Annotated in this window: 14 protein-coding genes; 2 read left to right on the top strand and 12 right to left on the bottom strand. The window is 70.0% G+C overall.

The genetic code is table 11. The features are described from left to right. Nucleotides 1-225 precede the first annotated feature (225 nt). Together ACFWY6_RS21430 and ACFWY6_RS21425 are read right to left on the bottom strand one after the other, a co-directional pair. On the bottom strand, nucleotides 226-1,506 hold the full coding sequence (locus ACFWY6_RS21430; protein WP_384692649.1) for a M14 family metallocarboxypeptidase: 1,281 nt from the start codon (nucleotides 1,504-1,506) through the stop codon (nucleotides 226-228). Further along, complete coding sequence (locus ACFWY6_RS21425; protein ID WP_384692647.1) at nucleotides 1,503-3,464, bottom strand: Xaa-Pro dipeptidyl-peptidase; 1,962 nt, start codon at nucleotides 3,462-3,464, stop codon at nucleotides 1,503-1,505. Before ACFWY6_RS21425 ends, ACFWY6_RS21430 begins: the two co-directional genes overlap by 4 nt. 195 nt (nucleotides 3,465-3,659) lie before the next feature. Between ACFWY6_RS21425 and ACFWY6_RS21420 the strand changes: the two genes are divergently transcribed. Continuing rightward, nucleotides 3,660-5,159 (top strand): M1 family metallopeptidase, encoded by a 1,500-nt coding sequence (locus tag ACFWY6_RS21420; RefSeq protein ID WP_384692644.1) that lies wholly within the window; start codon nucleotides 3,660-3,662, stop codon nucleotides 5,157-5,159. Between the two features lie 61 nt (nucleotides 5,160-5,220). Here ACFWY6_RS21420 and ACFWY6_RS21415 read toward each other — a convergent pair whose 3' ends face one another. The 8 genes from ACFWY6_RS21415 to ACFWY6_RS21380 all read right to left on the bottom strand — a co-directional run bounded on the left by ACFWY6_RS21415 (nucleotide 5,221) and on the right by ACFWY6_RS21380 (nucleotide 12,994). After that, nucleotides 5,221-5,739 carry a DUF3291 domain-containing protein gene (locus ACFWY6_RS21415; RefSeq protein ID WP_384692641.1) on the bottom strand — a complete coding sequence of 173 codons (519 nt, stop codon included), beginning with the start codon at nucleotides 5,737-5,739 and terminating at the stop codon, nucleotides 5,221-5,223. A 48-nt stretch (nucleotides 5,740-5,787) separates the two neighbouring features. After that, nucleotides 5,788-6,453, bottom strand: coding sequence for a helix-turn-helix transcriptional regulator (locus ACFWY6_RS21410; protein ID WP_384692638.1), 666 nt, complete (start codon nucleotides 6,451-6,453; stop codon nucleotides 5,788-5,790). A gap of 9 nt (nucleotides 6,454-6,462) precedes the next feature. Then, complete coding sequence (locus ACFWY6_RS21405; protein ID WP_384692635.1) at nucleotides 6,463-7,365, bottom strand: oxygenase MpaB family protein; 903 nt, start codon at nucleotides 7,363-7,365, stop codon at nucleotides 6,463-6,465. 120 nt (nucleotides 7,366-7,485) lie between these two features. Beyond that, a complete protein-coding gene (locus ACFWY6_RS21400) occupies nucleotides 7,486-8,274 on the bottom strand; it encodes an alpha/beta fold hydrolase (RefSeq protein WP_384692634.1) in 789 nt (262 codons plus the stop codon). A gap of 164 nt (nucleotides 8,275-8,438) precedes the next feature. After that, nucleotides 8,439-8,918, bottom strand: coding sequence for a hypothetical protein (locus ACFWY6_RS21395; RefSeq protein WP_384692631.1), 480 nt, complete (start codon nucleotides 8,916-8,918; stop codon nucleotides 8,439-8,441). Between the two features lie 94 nt (nucleotides 8,919-9,012). Then, a complete protein-coding gene (locus ACFWY6_RS21390; RefSeq protein ID WP_384692628.1) occupies nucleotides 9,013-9,492 on the bottom strand; it encodes a macro domain-containing protein in 480 nt (159 codons plus the stop codon). Nucleotides 9,493-9,535: 43 nt separating this feature from the next. Continuing rightward, nucleotides 9,536-11,002 carry an amino acid permease gene (locus tag ACFWY6_RS21385; protein ID WP_384692625.1) on the bottom strand — a complete coding sequence of 489 codons (1,467 nt, stop codon included), beginning with the start codon at nucleotides 11,000-11,002 and terminating at the stop codon, nucleotides 9,536-9,538. A gap of 180 nt (nucleotides 11,003-11,182) precedes the next feature. Continuing rightward, on the bottom strand, nucleotides 11,183-12,994 hold the full coding sequence (locus tag ACFWY6_RS21380) for an AMP-dependent synthetase/ligase (RefSeq protein WP_384692622.1): 1,812 nt from the start codon (nucleotides 12,992-12,994) through the stop codon (nucleotides 11,183-11,185). Nucleotides 12,995-13,131: 137 nt separating this feature from the next. On the opposite strand from ACFWY6_RS21380, the gene ACFWY6_RS21375 reads away from it, so the two are divergent. Further along, nucleotides 13,132-13,866, top strand: coding sequence for a MerR family transcriptional regulator (locus ACFWY6_RS21375; RefSeq protein ID WP_384692667.1), 735 nt, complete (start codon nucleotides 13,132-13,134; stop codon nucleotides 13,864-13,866). A gap of 22 nt (nucleotides 13,867-13,888) precedes the next feature. Here ACFWY6_RS21375 and ACFWY6_RS21370 read toward each other — a convergent pair whose 3' ends face one another. Continuing rightward, on the bottom strand, nucleotides 13,889-14,578 hold the full coding sequence (locus tag ACFWY6_RS21370; RefSeq protein ID WP_384692619.1) for a hypothetical protein: 690 nt from the start codon (nucleotides 14,576-14,578) through the stop codon (nucleotides 13,889-13,891). Between the two features lie 143 nt (nucleotides 14,579-14,721). After that, nucleotides 14,722-16,893 carry a 3-hydroxyacyl-CoA dehydrogenase NAD-binding domain-containing protein gene (locus ACFWY6_RS21365; RefSeq protein ID WP_384692617.1) on the bottom strand — a complete coding sequence of 724 codons (2,172 nt, stop codon included), beginning with the start codon at nucleotides 16,891-16,893 and terminating at the stop codon, nucleotides 14,722-14,724. Between the last annotated feature and the right edge of the window lie 162 nt (nucleotides 16,894-17,055).

Raw genomic sequence — 17,055 nt, 5'->3', positions numbered from 1 at the left:
TCTTTTTTTTAAACGTCCGGGGGGTGCCCCGGGGGCAAACCCCCAACCCGAGCGGGTGGTTGTGGGCCGCCGGCCCGCCGGTGGAGCGCGCCGGATCGGGCGCCTCTCCTCCGCCGTCCGCTTTCTGCAGGTCTTGCGTCACAAGTGCACCTTTCACGGATTTCGTATTCGTACAATCTCTGTGCTCCGCTACCCACTACCACATGTGACGCACCACTCAACTGCTCAACAGGCGGTGTCGGGCCGACCTGTGACCAGGTGATAGGGAGCACGCTCGTCGAGGAGCAGCGGCACGAGGGCACGCGCGGACTGCCGCAGCGGCACGTACGCGCCCGGTCCGTCCCGCTTCGCCTGCACTCCGTGCAGGGCGAGTTCGTCCTTGATGTCGCCGTACTGGGCGGCGTCGAGCCGGTAGCAGGCGGGCGGGTCCTGGATCACCTCGGACGGTTCGGCGGGGTCGTTGTCGGCGCCGCCGATGTAGACGGGGCCGCTGTCGCGGAAGCCTTCGAGCCGGGCCGCGCCGGTGGCCGCCTCCAGTTGACCGCGCCGCGCGTCGGCGTAGGCGAACAGGCCGCCCAGGGCGGAGAGTTGGGACTTCACGCGGCGGCGGTTGTTCAGCGCCTCGTCCTTCTTCTCGGCATCGGTGAGCGGGTCGACGCGGCTCTCGATGAGCAGGCCGGCGGCGTGCTTGATGCCGGAGACGTTGCGCAGTATGCGCTCCTGGCCGTCGCCCGCGGTCTGTTTGATGGGCTCACCGGTCACGGGGTCGGTCCAGATCCCGTACGTCCCCGTCGTGTAGCCCGACTTGTTGGCGGCCGGCCTGACATAGCCCTGCGACAAGGTCTTCGCCTCGCCGTGGACCGCCTCGTCGGTGTTGAGGTTGCGCGGCCACAGGTCGAAGAGGTCCTTGTCGTAGTACTTGGGGGTCGCGCCGTACTCGTGCAGGTCGTAGATGGCGTCGGGCTTCCGGTCGCGGATCAGGGCGGCCATCGTACGGCCCTCGGCCGTCTGCAGGGCGATGTGGTCGCGGTTGATGTCGACGCCGTCGGAGTTGCCGCGGGTGTCGGCGGCGCGGCCGTCCGGGTTGGCGGTGGGGACGACGAGGAGCGTGGTGCGGGAGAGGAACTTGTGGGTCTGCTTGTCCTTGGCGTACGCCAGGTCGCGGACCGTCGACAGACATGCCTCGCGGCCCGAGGGCTCGTCGCCGTGCTGGCTGCAGATCAGCAGCACCGTGTTCTTCGCGGGCCGGTCGCCGATGCGCACCAGTTGGAGCGGACGGTTCTGCTTGGTGGTGCCGATGCGGGCGACGGAGACGCGGTCGGTCGACTTGTCGACGGCGGCGAGGAAGTCCTGCTCCTCGGGCTGGCTGGTCCAGCGCGCGCCGTTCGTCTCCTCGAATCCGGTACGTGGCGGGGTCCCCGATGCCTGCGCGGGCGCGGTCAGGAGCGGTGCGGCGAGCGCGGCGGTGGCGCAGGCCAGCGCCAGGGTGCGGATACGGGGTCTCATGAAGTGCTGCCTCCCGGGACGGGGCGGAACGGACGCGGCGGGGCCACGCCGTCGAGACGGGATTCGCGGGGGGTGACGTCTGGTGAGGTGGTGAAGGCACCGGCGCCGCCGACGAGCGGCACCTTCGCCGACGTACGGGCGAGGTCGATGGCGAGGGTCGGGGTGTCGGCGGGCGGGTCGATGAGGTCCTTGTCGGTGCCCGCGACGATCAGGGCGAGGCGGTGCCCCTTCGGTACGACGTGGTCGCTCGCGGCCAGGTCGAGGGTGATGGTGTGCGGCTTGCCCGGCGTGAGGGGGCGGCCCTGGTGGTCGTCGGCCCAGTTGCCGAGGTCGGCCCAGCCACGGCTGAACACCGTGTAGTCGACGTCGGCGGTCTTCGCCTTCGTCTCCTTGAAGCAGGCGCTGTCGCCGCCGGTGCTCGCGCCCCAGCAGGTGCGTTCGGTGAGCGTGGTGATGCCCTCGCCGGCGCTCGCGTAGTCGCGGATGGTGTCGGGGCCCAGGTCGACGAGGACCGCGGAGAGGTGGGCGGTGCGGGTCGTCGGGGTCGCCGTGACGGTCACTTCGGAGGAGCCGGACAGGCGCAGGTCGCGGCCGAGCGGGCGGCTGATGAATCCGGCCTTCGAGGGGGTCGAGGTGTCGATCTGCGCGGCCCAGTCGGTCTCGCTCAGCTTCGGGTCGTCGGTGAAGGTCTCGCTGCCGGTGCCGGGGCGGGTGCCGAGGGTGCCGACGCCGGGTGAAGTGCCCTTGCCGGGACGGAGTTTGACCGTGTCCGTGGCGCGCGGGGGCCAGACGCGGTCGGTGGTCCAGCGGTCGGGTGCCCGCTCGATGTCGGCCATCGGCTCGCGGTCGATGCCGTTGTCGTAGCCGAGGAGTTCATGGTCGAACCAGCGGTGCAGGGTGCGCACCCAGTCGCCGCGGCGGAAGTCGAAGGGATCGACGTGGCCGGTCTGGCTGAGCCACACCTTGCGGTCGACGCCCGCGTCACCGAGCGCGTCCCACCACTGACCGAAGTGCTTCATCCGGACGTTCAGGTCCTGCATGCCGTGTACGGCGAAGACGCTGGCCTTCACCTTGTCGGCGTCCGGGACGTGGTCGCGCTCGCTCCACAGCCGGGTCCAGTCGCCGGTGCGGGGCGCTCCGTCGATGAGCCGCTGCTGTACGGCGCCGCAGCGGGCCCTGGCCTCCGGGCTCTCCACGTAGTCCGAAAGCCACTCGGGGCCGCTGTCGTAGAGCGGGGCGCCCTTGGCGAAGTAGTAGTCGTACCAGGAGGAGATGGCGCCGATCGGGACGATCGTCTTCAGGCCCTTGACGCCGGTGGCGGCCACGCCGTTGGCGACGGTGCCGTCGTAGCTCTTGCCGATCATTCCGGTGGCGCCGTTGGTCCAGGTCGCCTTGGCGGCTTCGGTTCCGGTCCGGGTCGTGTAGCCGCGGGCCCGGCCGTTCAGCCAGTCGACGACGGCCTTGGCGGACTGGACGTCGGAGCGGCCGCCGACATCGACACAGCCGTCGGAGCGGTTCGTTCCCGCGAAGTCGACGGCGACGAAGCCGTAGCCGCGGGGCACGAAGTAGTTGTCGTAGTAGAGCGGCATCTGGACGACGTCGCCGTTCGCGTCGTACGTCTTCTTCTGGCTCTCGTTGCCGCGCCCGCAGCAGGAGTAGTACGGGCTGGCATCCATGATCACGGGTATCTTACGGCCCTCCTGTGCCGGTTCGCGGGGCCGGACGATGTCGACGGCGACCCGGTCGGTCTTCCCGTCGTCGTCTCCGTCGATCTGTGTGTCGACCCAGACGGCTTCGCGGATCGCGCTCTCGTACGAATAGACGGGCTTGCTCTCACGCGGGGCGCTCGGCGCCCCTTGTGCGGTGGCCGGGGACAGGAGCGTGGCCAACAGGGCGGCCAGGGCCGCCGTCACGAGGGATCTCCGGATCAGGCGCGTGCGTCGCGCACGTATCGGCATGGCGCGGAAGCTACACCGGTCAACTCCCGTGCGACAGAGGGCAGTACGCGGCGATGACAGGTTCGTGGGGCGTATTGGCACATGTCGGCCGAATGGCGATCGTGTGACAGCTGCGGCCATGGACATGACCCGTGACCGGAGTGCTCAATAAGGTCGAACCCATCTACCGATGTGCCCCTACGACTTGGAGTTCTCGTGCACCGCAGACTCATCGCCCCGGGCGCGCTCGCGGCCTCTCTGCTGCTGGCGATCCCGGCATCGGCCGCCGACTTCACCCCCGGGGCGCCGGGTATCGGCGATCCCTATTACCCGGCGAGCGGCAACGGCGGCTACGACGTGTCGCATTACGACCTGCGGCTGAAGTACCAGCCGAAGACCGATCTGCTCGAAGGCACGGCGACCATCAACGCCACCACGACGCAGGACCTGTCCCGCTTCAACCTCGACCTCGGCCTGAAGGTCAGCGAGGTGCGGGTCAACGGCAAGAAGGCGGCGTTCAAGAAGTCCGGCGAGCAGGAGCTGGAGATCACTCCGGCGGCAGGCCTGCCCAAGGGCACGCCGATCACCGTCGTCGTCCGTTACGCGGGCAAGCCGTCCGAGGTGAAGATCAACGGCTTCACGGCCTGGGCGCGCACGCCGGACGGCGGTGTCGCCGCGCAGGAGCCGGATTCGGCGGCCTGGTGGTTCCCGTCCAACGACCATCCGCTCGACAAGGCGACGTACGACATCTCGGTCTCCGTGCCGGACGGCTCGCAGGCCATCTCCAACGGCGTGCTGCAGTCGCAGAGTTCGAGGCTCGGCTGGACGCGCTTCAACTGGCGCTCCAACAAGCCGCAGGCCAGCTATCTGGCGACGCTCGCCGTCGGCAAGTTCGACATCACCACCGACAAGACGGCGGACGGCCTGCCCGTCCTGAACGCCTACAGCAAGGACCTCGGCGACAACGCCGGGGCCGCGCGGGCGAGCATCGAGCGGTCCACCGAGGTCGCGGAGTGGCTGGAGACCGTCTTCGGCAAGTACCCGTTCAACGCCCTGGGCGGGTACGTCCCGAACGTGACGAGCGGCTTCGCCCTGGAGACGCAGACGCGGCCGTTCTACAGCCCGCGGCAGTTCGCCAACGGGGCCAACGTGTCGGTCGTGGTGCATGAGCTGGCCCACCAGTGGTACGGCGACAGCGTGTCGGTGGACGGCTGGAAGGACATCTGGATCAACGAGGGCTTCGCCCGGTACAGCCAGTGGCTCTGGTCGGAGAAGGAGGGCGAGGGCACGGCGCAGGAGCTCGCGGACCACGTGTACGCCCAACACCCCGCCGACGACCCGTTCTGGAAGGTCAAGCCGGGCGACCCGGGTCCGGAGAACCAGTTCGACATCGCCGTGTACGACCGTGGGGCGCTGGCCCTGCAGGCGCTGCGCAACGAGATCGGCGAGAAGTCCTTCTCGGCGATTCTGAAGGGGTGGCCGAAGGAGCACGCGTACGGCAACGCGAAGGTGGGTGACTTCGTGAAGTACGCGGAGAAGGTGTCCGGGAAGCCGCTGGCTTCGCTCTTCGACACGTGGCTGTACCAGCCGGTCCGGCCGGATGCGCCTGCCGCGCGGGATGCCGGGGTCGCCGCCCGCAGCGCGGGCGTCTCGGCTGCGCCGAAGTCCTGGAAGTCCATTGCCGCGACGAACGGCGTGCACGGTCACGGGCACTGAGACTGAACCGCCGCTTCGCGGCGGATGTTTCCCGCCCACCCACCGGATTGCCCCGCAGGGCTCAGCGGTGGGTGGGTGGAGCGCTGTCGGGGAACAGGGTCTGCTCGTCCGCGGTGAGCGCCTCGGCCGCGGTGTAGGACGCGGCGAACGTGAACGCCCGCGGGGACGGCCCGTGCGACCGCAGGTGCGCGAGGCGCTCCAGGGCCTCGTCGACGGTCGGGAGGTGGCCCACGGGGACCCACCACATCACCAGGTGCGCCTCGACGTGCCGTTGGAAGAATTCGCGGCGGCGTCGCATCACCTCAAGGTGCCCGCTGCGGTAGGCGAACTCCCACAGGGCCTCCTTGGTCTGCCACACCGTCAGGTTGACGATGACGTCCTCGCCCGCGGGGCGCAGTTCGGTGGCGTCGGCCGCCCCCTCCTCGACGAGCCGCCACACGAAGCCGGGCGCGCCGTCCGCGGCGGCGTTGACCGGGTCGAGCATCTCCACGAAGGGCGCCATGCGCGGGTCGTCGAGGGGATGGCGGAGTGTGGCGACGTTGAGCTGGGCGAGGTGGGCGGCGTGCGGGGATGCGGTCATGGCCTCATCCCAGCACGGCCCACTTTTCTATGTCAATGAGAATTGTTTTTAGAGGTTCTCGGAAGGCTCGATCACCACGCAGCACTCCCCCGGCCGGGCGTCCATGCGGGCGCGGACGGGTCCTTCCGTGCCGAGCAGGCCCTCAAGGAGTGCGAGATTCATGCCGCAGACGAGCGGCGGGAAGCGTTCGGCGACGGCGTGGAAGGGGCAGTTGCGCATACGGACGACACCCGCGGCCTCCCCGTCGGCATCTTCCACGTGCGGTTCATAGCCGCGGTCGGCCAGCAGCTTCATGGCCTCGCCGAGGTCACCGCAGGGCGCCGCCGAGCCGCGCAGGGCCTCGCCCCTGCGGCGCGCGGCCGCGCAGAGCCCTGCGTCGAGCCCGGCCTGCTCGGCGGCCTCGGCGAGCAGCTCGGCGGCGGTGCGGTAGTCGCGGGCGGGCAGCGACACCGCGCGCTCGGCCGGCGACCGCGTGTACACCTTTGCGGGACGGCCCGCCCCCGGCCCCGAACGGCCCGTGAGGCGGCGGCTGCCGCTTTCGAGGAGTCCGGCCTCGGTCAGCTTGTCCAGATGGTGTGCGGCGAGCGTGCGCGCGACGCCGGCCGCCTCCGCGGCCTCGTTGCGGCCGACCTCGCGGCCTTGCGCCGCCACGTACTCGTACAGGCGACGCCGCACCGGATCCTGCAGGGCCGCGATCGCATCGATGTCCTCCACCAGGCCATTCTACGAACAATGCAGGTTGGAGATAGAAGAGCGGGACGTGCGCCTCCCCTGGCGACGGCGTTCCCGCCTTCGCGCCTCGCGGGCCGGCGGCAGGTAGCGCAGGCGTTCCGGAAGGAGCGGGACCACCGTGCGGACGACGCGTCCGAAGCGGCGCAGGCGGCGTTCCTGGGTCGTGGTCCAGGGGAGGCCGATGGCCTGCCGCGCGTCCGGCGGCATCAGGCCGATCGTGAGGAAGCGGCGGAAGCGGGCGAGCGGCGGCAGGACGAGCGGCCACAGGGTGCGCAGCGCGAGGCGCAGGGAGCGCGGGCCGCGGTCGGGCGGCGGGAGCGGGCGGTCCACGGCGACCAGCTCCGCGGCGACTGCCGTCAGTTCAAGCTCGTCGGCGAGGACCTTCTCGTAGTACGGCCAGAACTCGTCCAGGGTCTGCGGCATGTCCCGGTCGTGGATCCCGAGGATGCGGCCCACCTGGAGCCACTCCGCATACAACTGCCGCTCCTGGGCCGGGGTGAAGGGGCGGCCGAAGTACTGCCGCGCGTGCCGGTAGACGGGGAATCCGGTGGCGTGGACCCAGGCGTAATAGGCGGGCGTCAGCGCGTGGTAGCTGCGGCCGTGGGCGTCCGCGCCCTGGATGGTCTTGTGCAGCTCACGGAGCCTGCGGCCCTCAGCGGCTGCTGCCTCGCCGCCGTACACCCAGGTCTGCAGCGACCGCAGCGAGCGCTCGCCGCGTCCCCAGGGGTCGGTGCGGAAGACGGAGTACGCGTCGACGCCTGCGCCCACCGCGGGGTGCGCGACCTGCATCGTGAGCGCGGCGGGCAGGGCGAGCAGGGCGCGGACGTCACCGGCGATGTCCCACAGGATCCCGCCGGGCGGTGGCGGCTCGGGGACGGTCTGGCGGTGTGGCATCACACGACTCCCGGAGGGTGACCCGACCCGGCAGGACGGTGCCCGGTATGTACGTGTTCCAGTATGCGACGGCCCTGGTCGAGGCGTGCTCCGGGAGTCGGGGTCCGCGGCCGGGATCGCTCAGCCCGCGGCCGCCGCGTGTGTCTGCAGGATGAGGTCGGTGACCGCGTCCGGCTCGCGCAGGGTCGGGAAGTGGTCGCTGGCGTGCAGGCGCACCAGGCGGCAGCCGGGGATGCGTTCGGCCATCTCCTCGTTGCAGCGGACCACCGAGGGCTGGTCGAGCTCCCCCAGGGCGAGGGCGCACGGCACGTCGAGCTCGCCGAGGCGGTCGAAGGCGGGCGGGTCGGGCACGTTGTGCGGCTGGGTGGCGAACCACGCCGGGAGGACCGCGAGGAGGTGTGCCCTGACCTCGGCGTCGTAGCCGGTACCGGCCGCCGCCGAACTGTGCATCAGCAGGCTCACGAGGCCTTCCATGTCGCCCCCCTGCGCTAGCTTGACGAACTCGGCCATGAACTCCTCGGAGAGGAGGTCGGAGCGGCCGGTGATGCCCGGCACCACCAGGGCGAGACCCGCGACCCGCGCAGGATCGTCGAGCGCGAGGCTGATGGCCGTGGCGCCGCCCATGCTGGACCCGGCGAGGACGGCGCGGTCGATCCGGAAGTGGTCGAGCACCGCGCCGAGATCCCCGGCCAGCGAGAACGCGGCGGTGGGGGCCGGCGACCTGCCGTAGCCGCGCGCGTCGTAGCGGATGACCCGGTGCCGCTCGGTGAGGCGCGGCAGGATCCCGTCCCAGATGCGGGAGTCGGCGACTCCCGGGTGCAGCAGGATCAGCGGCAATCCGTTGCCGCCGGAGCCGCCGGAGTCCTCGGCCCATACCTCGCCGCCCTTGACCGACACCATTTGTCCCATGGTGTGAGCCTGCCGGGCCGGCGGGGTCGGCGCCAGGCGAAACTTGGCCTCTCCGGCGGGGCAGCGCCGCTCAGGCGCCGTGGGGGTGAGAGCGCCCATGGCGTCCGCGAGTGCGCTCTGGCTGGTCGCGCAGTTCCCCGCGCCCCTTCGGGGCGCTCCCGCACCTAGCGGCCCGAACCCGTCGTCGCGGGGATCGGCTCGCCCACGATCCTGCTCGCCAGCTCCGACGCCAACTCGGATACCTGACCGCGCAGTTCGGCCTCCGCCGACGCGCGCTCGGTCTCGATTCTGGCCTGGCCCGACGCCACGAGCCCGTCGCGCTCGCGTACGCCGTCCTCGCGGGCGGCGGCGATCAGGGCGGCGCCTTCCTCGCGGGCCCGCTGGCGCACCAGTGCCGCGTCGTGGCGGGCTTCGGCGAGCAGCTCTTCCCGCTTGTCGCGTACCCGCTCGGCCTCCGTGCGCAGCTCGGCCGTCGCTCCGCCGGTGATCTCTTCGAGGATCCCGGCGCGTATCTCGAGTACGCGGTCGAGGCGCGGCAGAATGCGCCTGACCAGGAAGAAGACGGAGCCGAACAGCACGGCTGCGGCAACGAGGTGCTGAGGATCCGGCTTGAGGGGTCCCAGGTTCATCGCGATGAGCTGCATGCCGGTGACCTACCCGCTCATCCGTGCACAACAACGCACATCTGCAAGGGAGTTGGGTGAGGCTCGTCACGCCTGGCCCGAGGGCGCACAGGGCTCAGTCCCCGAAGTCGTACACCGTCACGGCGATTCCGCGGGCCGTGAGCCGCTCGGCTATCAGCGGCTCGACCCTGGACCACTTGCCGCCCGCGAGTCCGCAGCCGATGCGCGGCATGTGCACGGAGGCGTCGAGTTCCACCGCCTTGTCGGCGAGCTTGTACAGGGCCGCGTCGATCGCCTCGTAGCGCACGGGGGCACCCTTGCTGCCCGTGCGCATGCCGTGCTGGCCGATCATGTTGGCCACCCACAGCAGCGGCCCGACCTGGACGAACTGGGCGGCGCCCAGGCCGAAGTCGTTCTTGGCGCGCTCCCGGTGCCACCGGCGGTACGCCGCCTCCGGCTCGGGCCAGCGGCGCGACACCGCGACGACGAAGCCCTTGCCCCAGCCGCCCAGGTCGTTGCAGACATGGGCGATCAGCTTGGTGCCCTTGCCGAACGGAACGGTGGCGTCACCCCGGACATACGTGATCTCCGACATGACGCCACCGTAGGCGTTGCCACTGACAGTGGCCCGCGTGTTGTTACTTGCCGGCCTTCATGAGGGTCTCGGCCTCGCGGTCCACGTTGCGGCGGATCGCGTACCAGCCCGCGACCAGCGCCGCGGCGATGATCGGGATGAGGTAGAGCGTCTTGCGGCCGATCTCCGGGTCCTTCCACATCAGGCCGAGCACGGCGAGCAGGAAGACGATCGTGACGATCTCCGTGACCGGGTTGCCGGGGAGCCGGAAGCTGGGCCTGCTGATCAGGCCCTCCTTGGCGCGGCGGACGAACGCAAGGTGACAGATCATGATGATCACCCAGGTGCTGATGATGCCCAGGGACGCCACGTTCAGGACGATCTCGAAGGCCTGGCTCGGCATCAGGAAGTTGAGGCCGACGCCGAGCACGCACACCGCGGAGGTGAGCAGGATGCCGCCGTAGGGGACCTGGCTCTTGTTCATCTTCGCGGTGAACTTCGGCGCCGAACCCGCCATCGCCATCGAGCGCAGGATGCGGCCCGTGGAGTACAGGCCCGAGTTCAGCGACGACATCGCGGCCGTGAGGACCACCAGGTTCATCACGTCACCGGCCGCCGGGACGCCGATCTTGGAAAGGACCGTCACGAACGGGCTCTGGTCCGCCGAGTACACCGACCCGGGGAGCAGCAGCGCGAGGAGGATGACCGAGCCGACGTAGAAGAGGCCGACGCGCCACATGATGGAGTTCACCGCGCGCGGGACGACCTTCTGCGGCTCGGCGGTCTCGCCCGCCGCGACGCCGACCAGCTCCAGCGAGGCGTACGCGAAGACGACGCCCTGCATCACGATCACGACCGGCATGATGCCGTGCGGCAGGAAGCCGCCGTTGTCGGTGATCACGCTCAGGCCGGGCGTCTGCCCGCCGACGTCGTGCTGGGTGACCAGCAGGAAGATACCGATCAGCATGAAGGCGACGAGGGCCGCGACCTTGACGATCGCGAACCAGAACTCCATCTCGCCGAAGATCTTCACCGAGATCAGGTTGATCACGAGGACGACGGCGAGGGCGATCAGCGCGAGCACCCACTGCGGGATGTCGGTGAAGAAGCTCCAGTAGTGCGTGTACAGCGCGATCGCGGTGATGTCGGCGATGCCGGTGGTCGACCAGTTGAGGAAGTACATCCAGCCGGCGACGTAGGCGCCCTTCTCGCCGAGGAACTCACGCGCGTACGAGACGAACGAACCGGACGACGGCCGGTAGATGACCAGCTCGCCGAGGGCGCGTACGACGAAGAAGGCGAAGATGCCACAGACGAGGTACGCGACGGCGAGTGCGGGGCCCGCCGAGTGCAGGCGGCCGCCCGCTCCGAGGAAGAGTCCGGTTCCGATCGCGCCACCGATCGCGATCATGTTGACGTGGCGGGCCTTGAGGTCCTTGCTGTAACCGGCGTCGCCGGCATCCGCGGGGGCCTGCGACGCATCTGTGCGGGATGCGTCCAGGGCAGCCGAATCTACGGCGTCCTTGCTCACGAGGGGATCTACTCTCTGGTGCCCGGAAGAGCTCCGGGGTCCGGATGTGCTCCGGTCCACCACACCCCTGAAGTGCGTGGACCGACGCGACACCTTCCCCCAGAGATCCCCGGACATGCGGTGGCGCACATCACATAGCGGCACTTCTCACATGGTGGTCAGGGGGTGTACAGCCGCTGATCAATGGGTGTACAGCCCATTGATGGCGTCCTTGTACTTCTCCTTGATGACCCTGCGGCGCAGCTTCAGGGACGGCGTCAGCTCCCCGGTCTCCGGACCCCACTCCTCGCCGAGGAGCCGGTACCGCTTGATCTGCTCGGTGCGGTTGAGGCGGGCGTTGGCCGCGTCGACGGCCCGCTCGATCTCGTCCCGCACGGCCTCGCTCGCCATCAGGTCGCCCGTGATCCCCCGGGCGGCGGCCCACGCGGGGGCCATTTCGGCGTCCAGGACGAGCAGCGCCACCAGGTAGGAGCGGCCGTCGCCGTGGACGAGGGCCTGGCCGATGAGGGGGTGCTCCTTGAGGGCGTTCTCGACGAGCGCGGGCGAGACGTTCTTGCCCGTCGAGGTCACGATCAGTTCCTTCTTGCGGTCGGTGAGCCAGAGGAAGCCGTCCTCGTCGATCCGCCCGACGTCGCCGGTGGCGAACCAGCCGTCCGCGTCACAGACCGAATCGACGCCGCCGTCGGGCAGGAGATAGCCGTCGAAGACCGTTGCGCCGCGCACCAGGATCTCGCCGTCGTCGGCGGTCCGGATCTCCAGGCCGTCCAGGGGCTTGCCCACCGATCCGAGCCGGAAGGCGCCCGGGGTGTTGATGGTGACGACGCCGGTCGTCTCCGTCAGACCCCACGCGTCCATGATCACGAGGCCGAAGCCCGCCCAGAAGCGCACGATGTCCAGCGGCATCGACGCCGCCGCGCTCGCCGTCCACACCAGGCGGTCGAACCCGGCAAGGGAGAGCAGCGGATCGAGGACGTTCTCCTTGGCCGCGCGGTACGCCGCCTCGACATCGGCCGGCGGTTCCTCGCCGCGCTCCATGTACGCCACACGCGCGCGTACCGCCTCGTTCGCCGCCTCGATCGACTCCTGCTGCTCCTTCGGCAGCCCCGCGAGCGCGGCACGTACCGACGCGGCGAGCTTCTCCCACACGCGCGGGACCCCGAAGAACTGGGCGGGGTGCAGCTCGCGCGCGGTCGCGGCGACGGCGTTCGGATCCGCGCACAGGTGCACGTGCGAGACGCGGAACACCGGCAGGTAGATGCCGAGCATGCGCTCCGCGACATGGGCGAAGGGGAGGTAGCTGATGTGCTCCACGAAGTCGGGGAGTTCGACGACGGAGTCCAGGGCGACGCCGTTGAGGACGACGTTTCGGTGCGTGATGCGCACGCCCTTGGGGTCGCCGGTGGTGCCCGAGGTGTAGACGACGGTGAGCGGATCGTCGGCCCGTGCCTCGCGCCAGGCCTTCTCGAAGGCGTCCGGGTCGAACAGCCGGCCTCCCGTGGCGTACAGGGAGCCGTAGGTGCGGTGCGGGCCCGCACCGGCCGCCTCGACGACGACCAGACGCTCCAGCGGGGCCGTCGCGTCCGCGAGGAGGGGCTCCCAGCGGGCCAGTTCGCGTGCGCCCTCGACGATCGCGAAGCGGGCGCGGCTGTGCCGGGCGATGTGCGCTATCTGCTCGGGGGCCGATGTGCCGTACACGGTGACGGGGACCGCGCCGAGGTGCACGAGGGCGAGGTCGCTGAGCCAGTGTTCGGAGCGGTTGCCCATCATCATGAGGACGTGCTCGCCGCGCCGTACGCCGAGCGCCGCGTATCCGGCGGCGAGGACGGCGACCTTGCGGCGCGCCTCGCGCCAGGTGAGTGTCGTCCACTCCCCTTCGGGGGTGGTGCGCCAGGAGAGTGCGGGGCGGTCGCCGTGGTCCTCGGCGTTGCGGAGCAGCAGGGCGGGGAGCGTGGTTTCGGCGGGTTCCCCGGGGAGTCGCAGGATCGTGGTCATGACCGCCTCCTGGCGTCATCGACGAAGCAAGTGACTGGCCGGGACGCTTTCACAACAGTGGTGAGACAGCAATACTGTTGCGCTGGATCGGTGCACAACTCGGTGCATATCTGGGGAGGCGATGCGCAGCCATGACGATGACGACGACGTCGGACACCGACGAGCCGACGCTCACGGTCGACGAACTGGCCGCGCGCGCGGGCGTCACCGTCCGCACGATCCGCTTCTACAGCACCAAAGGCCTGCTGCCGCCGCCCGTCATCGGCCCGCGCCGCGTCGGCCACTACGGCCGGGACCATCTGTCCCGGCTCGCACTCATCGAGGAGCTGCAGCACCAGGGCATGACCCTGGCCGCGATCGAGCGGTATCTGGAGCAGCTGCCGCCCGATCTGAGCGCCCACGATCTCGCCATCCACCGTGCCGTGGTGGCCTCTTGGGCACCCGACTCGTCCGAGGACATCGACCGCGCCGAGCTGGAGCGCAGGGCGGGCCGGCCCCTTGGCGAGGGGGATCTGGAGCGGCTCGCGGCGATGGGCGTCGTCGCACGGGCCGAGCCGCAGGGCACGTACCGCGTCGATCCGGGGCTGCTGCGGCTCGGCGTGGAGCTGCTCGACGTACCGATCGCGCACGAGACGATCCTGGCGGCGCGCACGGTCCTGATGGAGCACACCCGCTCGGCCGCCCACGAACTGTCCCGGCTCTTCCGCGACGAGGTGTGGGGGCCCTACCGGGAGCGCGAGTCGGACCCGGAGCACGTGGCGGCGATGCGGTCCCTGTCGGCCCATATGCAGCCGATGGTGGTGCAGGCCTTGGTGACCGCGTTCCAGCGCTCCCTCAAGGAGGAGCTGCGGGAGTGGCTCAAGGACAGCTGAGCCACTCCCGTGAACTCCTTGGCTAGACCTTGACGTTGGCCGCGGTGGCGGTCGGCGTCTCGTCCTGCGTGACCTGCTGCATCCGCGTGGCGTAGACCTCGGCGAGGCCCTCGAGGTCCTTGCGCGTGTTCGCCTGACCGGAGTTGTCCCGGATGTCGAGCGTGGCGACGAACTTGCCCTGGAGGATCACGATCCGCTGTGAGGTCTTCAGCGCGGGGTTCGTGTACCCGTAGGTGATGCTCGCGTTGCCCTGCGGCGGCCCGTCGAGGACCTTGAGCTCGCGGTGGTTGTTCTCCGCGTAGCTCTTCCAGGCGTGGAAGGCGCGCTCGGCGGCCGTGCCGTTCTTGTACACGATCAGGTCGTAACTGGCGCTCTCGGCCTTGTCGTTGGTGCGGTAGCCGACCTGGCCGTTGGCGACGGCGCCCTTGCACTTGCCGCTCGGGTCCTTGCACACCGACGGCTTCTTGGCGGCGCTGTACGGCTTCGTCGAGACGGTGCGCAGGGCGGCGGGCATGGTGTCGAGGGGCGGCAGGATCGCCTTCGCGTCCTCGGCGCCGCTCAGCGAACCGGCGCCCTTGCCCGCGGATCCGCCCGTCGCCCCGCCGATGGTGCGGCTGTGCGACGATCCCGAACCCGACTTGTGCTTCTTGTTCTTCTTCTTGCCTCCGCAGCCCGTCAGGGCGAGCGAAAGGACCAGCACTCCGACGCCCACTGCTCGCGTCGTTCCCCCAGTTGTCAACCGCACAGCGGTCATCCTCCGTTTGTCGTGATCATGCTCTACGGCAGGATACGACGTCGGAACCGGGGTCCCGGGTTCCGCCCCCTTGAGAGCGGAACCCCGGGAGATGACCGAGGTCAGGCGTCGCTGAACTGCTCGCCCTGCTCCGCCTTTTCGACCAGCAGCGCGGGCGGCGTGAACCGCTCTCCGTAGCGGTCGGCCAACTCACGCGCGCGTGCCACGAATCCGGGCAGGCCGCCTTCGTAGCCGTTGATGTACTGCAGCACGCCACCGGTCCAGCCGGGGAAGCCGATGCCGAAGATGGAGCCGATGTTGGCGTCGGCGACGGACGTCAGGACGCCCTCCTCCAGGAGGCGCACGGTGTCGAGCGCCTCGGAGAAGAGCATCCGCTCCTGCATGTCCGCGAACGGGATCCCGGCCCCCGGCTTCGCGAAGTGCTCGCGCAGGCCCGGCCAGAGACCGGCGCGCTTGCCGTCCACGTACTCGTAGAAGCCCGCTCCCCCGCTGCGGCCGGGGCGCTCGAACTCGTCGACCATGCGGTCGATGACGGAGTCGGAGGGGTGCCCGGCCCAGGTGCCGCCGGCCTCCTCGACGGCGCGCTTCGTCTCGTTGCGGATCTTGCGCGGCAGGGTGAGGGTCAGCTCGTCCATCAGGGAGAGGACCTTCGCGGGGTAGCCCGCCTGGGCCGCGGCCTGCTCGATGGAGGCGGGCTCGATGCCCTCGCCGATCATCGCGACGCCTTCGTTGATGAAGTGCCCGATCACGCGCGAGGTGAAGAAGCCGCGTGAGTCGTTGACGACGATCGGTGTCTTGTTGATCTGGCGTACGAGGTCGAAGGCGCGGGCCAGGGCCTCGTCCCCCGTCCGCTCGCCCTTGATGATCTCGACGAGCGGCATCTTGTCGACGGGCGAGAAGAAGTGCAGGCCGATGAAGTCGACGGGCCGCGTGACGCCCTCGGCGAGCTGGGTGATGGGCAGCGTCGAGGTGTTGGAGCAGAGCAGCGCGTCCGGCTCGATGATGTCCTGGATCTCCTGGAACACCTTGTGCTTGAGCGCGGTGTCCTCGAAGACGGCCTCGATCACGGCGTCGCAGCCCGCGAGGTCCTGCGGGTCGGCGGTCGGCGTGATGCGGGCGAGCAGCGCGTCGGCCTTCTCCTGCGTCGTACGTCCCCGCTGCACCGCCTTGGCGCACAGCTTCTCGGAGTAGGCCTTGCCCTTGGCGGCGGCTTCGGCGGACACATCCTTGAGGACGACCTCGATGCCCGCGCGGGCGCACGAGTAGGCGATGCCCGCGCCCATCATGCCGGCGCCGAGCACGGCGGCCTTGCGGACCGGACGCGGCTCGATGCCCTTGGGCCGGTTGGCGCCGGAGTTGACGGCCTGCAGGTCGAAGAAGAACGCCTGGATCATGTTCTTCGCGGTCTGCCCGGTGACCAGCTCGGTGAAGTAGCGGGCCTCGATGGTCAGGGCGGTCTCGAAGTCGACCTGGGAGCCCTCGACGGCAGCCGCGAGGATGTTGCGCGGGGCCGGGTAGGGGGCGCCGTTGATCTGCTTCTTCAGGTTGGCCGGGAAGGCGGGCAGGTTCGCGGCGAACTTCGGGTTGGCCGGGGTGCCGCCGGGGATGCGGTAGCCGGGCTTGTCCCAGGGCTGCGCCGACTCGGGGTTGGCGTCGATGAAGGCGCGGGCCTTCTCGATCATCTCCTCGCGGGTGGCGGCCACTTCGTGGATGAGGCCGTTCTCCAGGGCGCGCTTCGGGTTGTACTGGGTGCCCTGGAGCAGCACCTTCAGGAGCGCGTCCGCGATGCCCATGAGGCGTACGGTGCGGGTCACGCCGCCGCCCGCCGGCAGCAGTCCGAGGGTGACCTCGGGCAGGCCGATCTTCGAGCCCGGCGCGTCGAGCGCGACGCGGTGGTGGCTGGCGAGGGCGATCTCGTAACCGCCGCCGAGGGCTGCGCCGTTGATCGCGGCCACGACGGGCTTGCCCAGGGTCTCGATGCGGCGCAGGGAGCCCTTGATGGCGGTGCCCGCCTCGAACGCGGCCCGCGCGTTCTCGGGGCCGACCTGCATCATTTCCTTCAGGTCACCGCCCGCGAAGAAGGTCTTCTTGGCGGAGGTGTAGATGATGCCGCGGATGGAGTCCTGCTCGGCCTCCGCGCGGTCGGCGATGGCCGCGATGGAGTCCTTGAACGCCTGGTTCATGGTGTTGGCGGACTGGTTGGGGTCGTCGAGGACGAGCGTGACGACGCCGGTGTCGTCCTGTTCCCAGCGGATGGTGGTGCTTTCGGTCATGTCCGTGTCTCCGTGAAGTCTGTTGCGGTCGGGGTGGGCGGCTACTGGGGTGGGCGGTGACGTTTCATGGCCGTCTGCGGGTCGTGGTGGGTTGCTCGCGCAGTTCCCCGCGCCCCTGGGGGAGACGCGCACTTCGTGCGCCGTCTCCCCCAGGGGAAAGCG

Source organism: Streptomyces sp. NPDC059037, from assembly GCF_042740015.1.
GTDB lineage: Bacteria > Actinomycetota > Actinomycetes > Streptomycetales > Streptomycetaceae > Streptomyces.
This window is presented reverse-complemented; position numbering and strand designations above follow the sequence as displayed.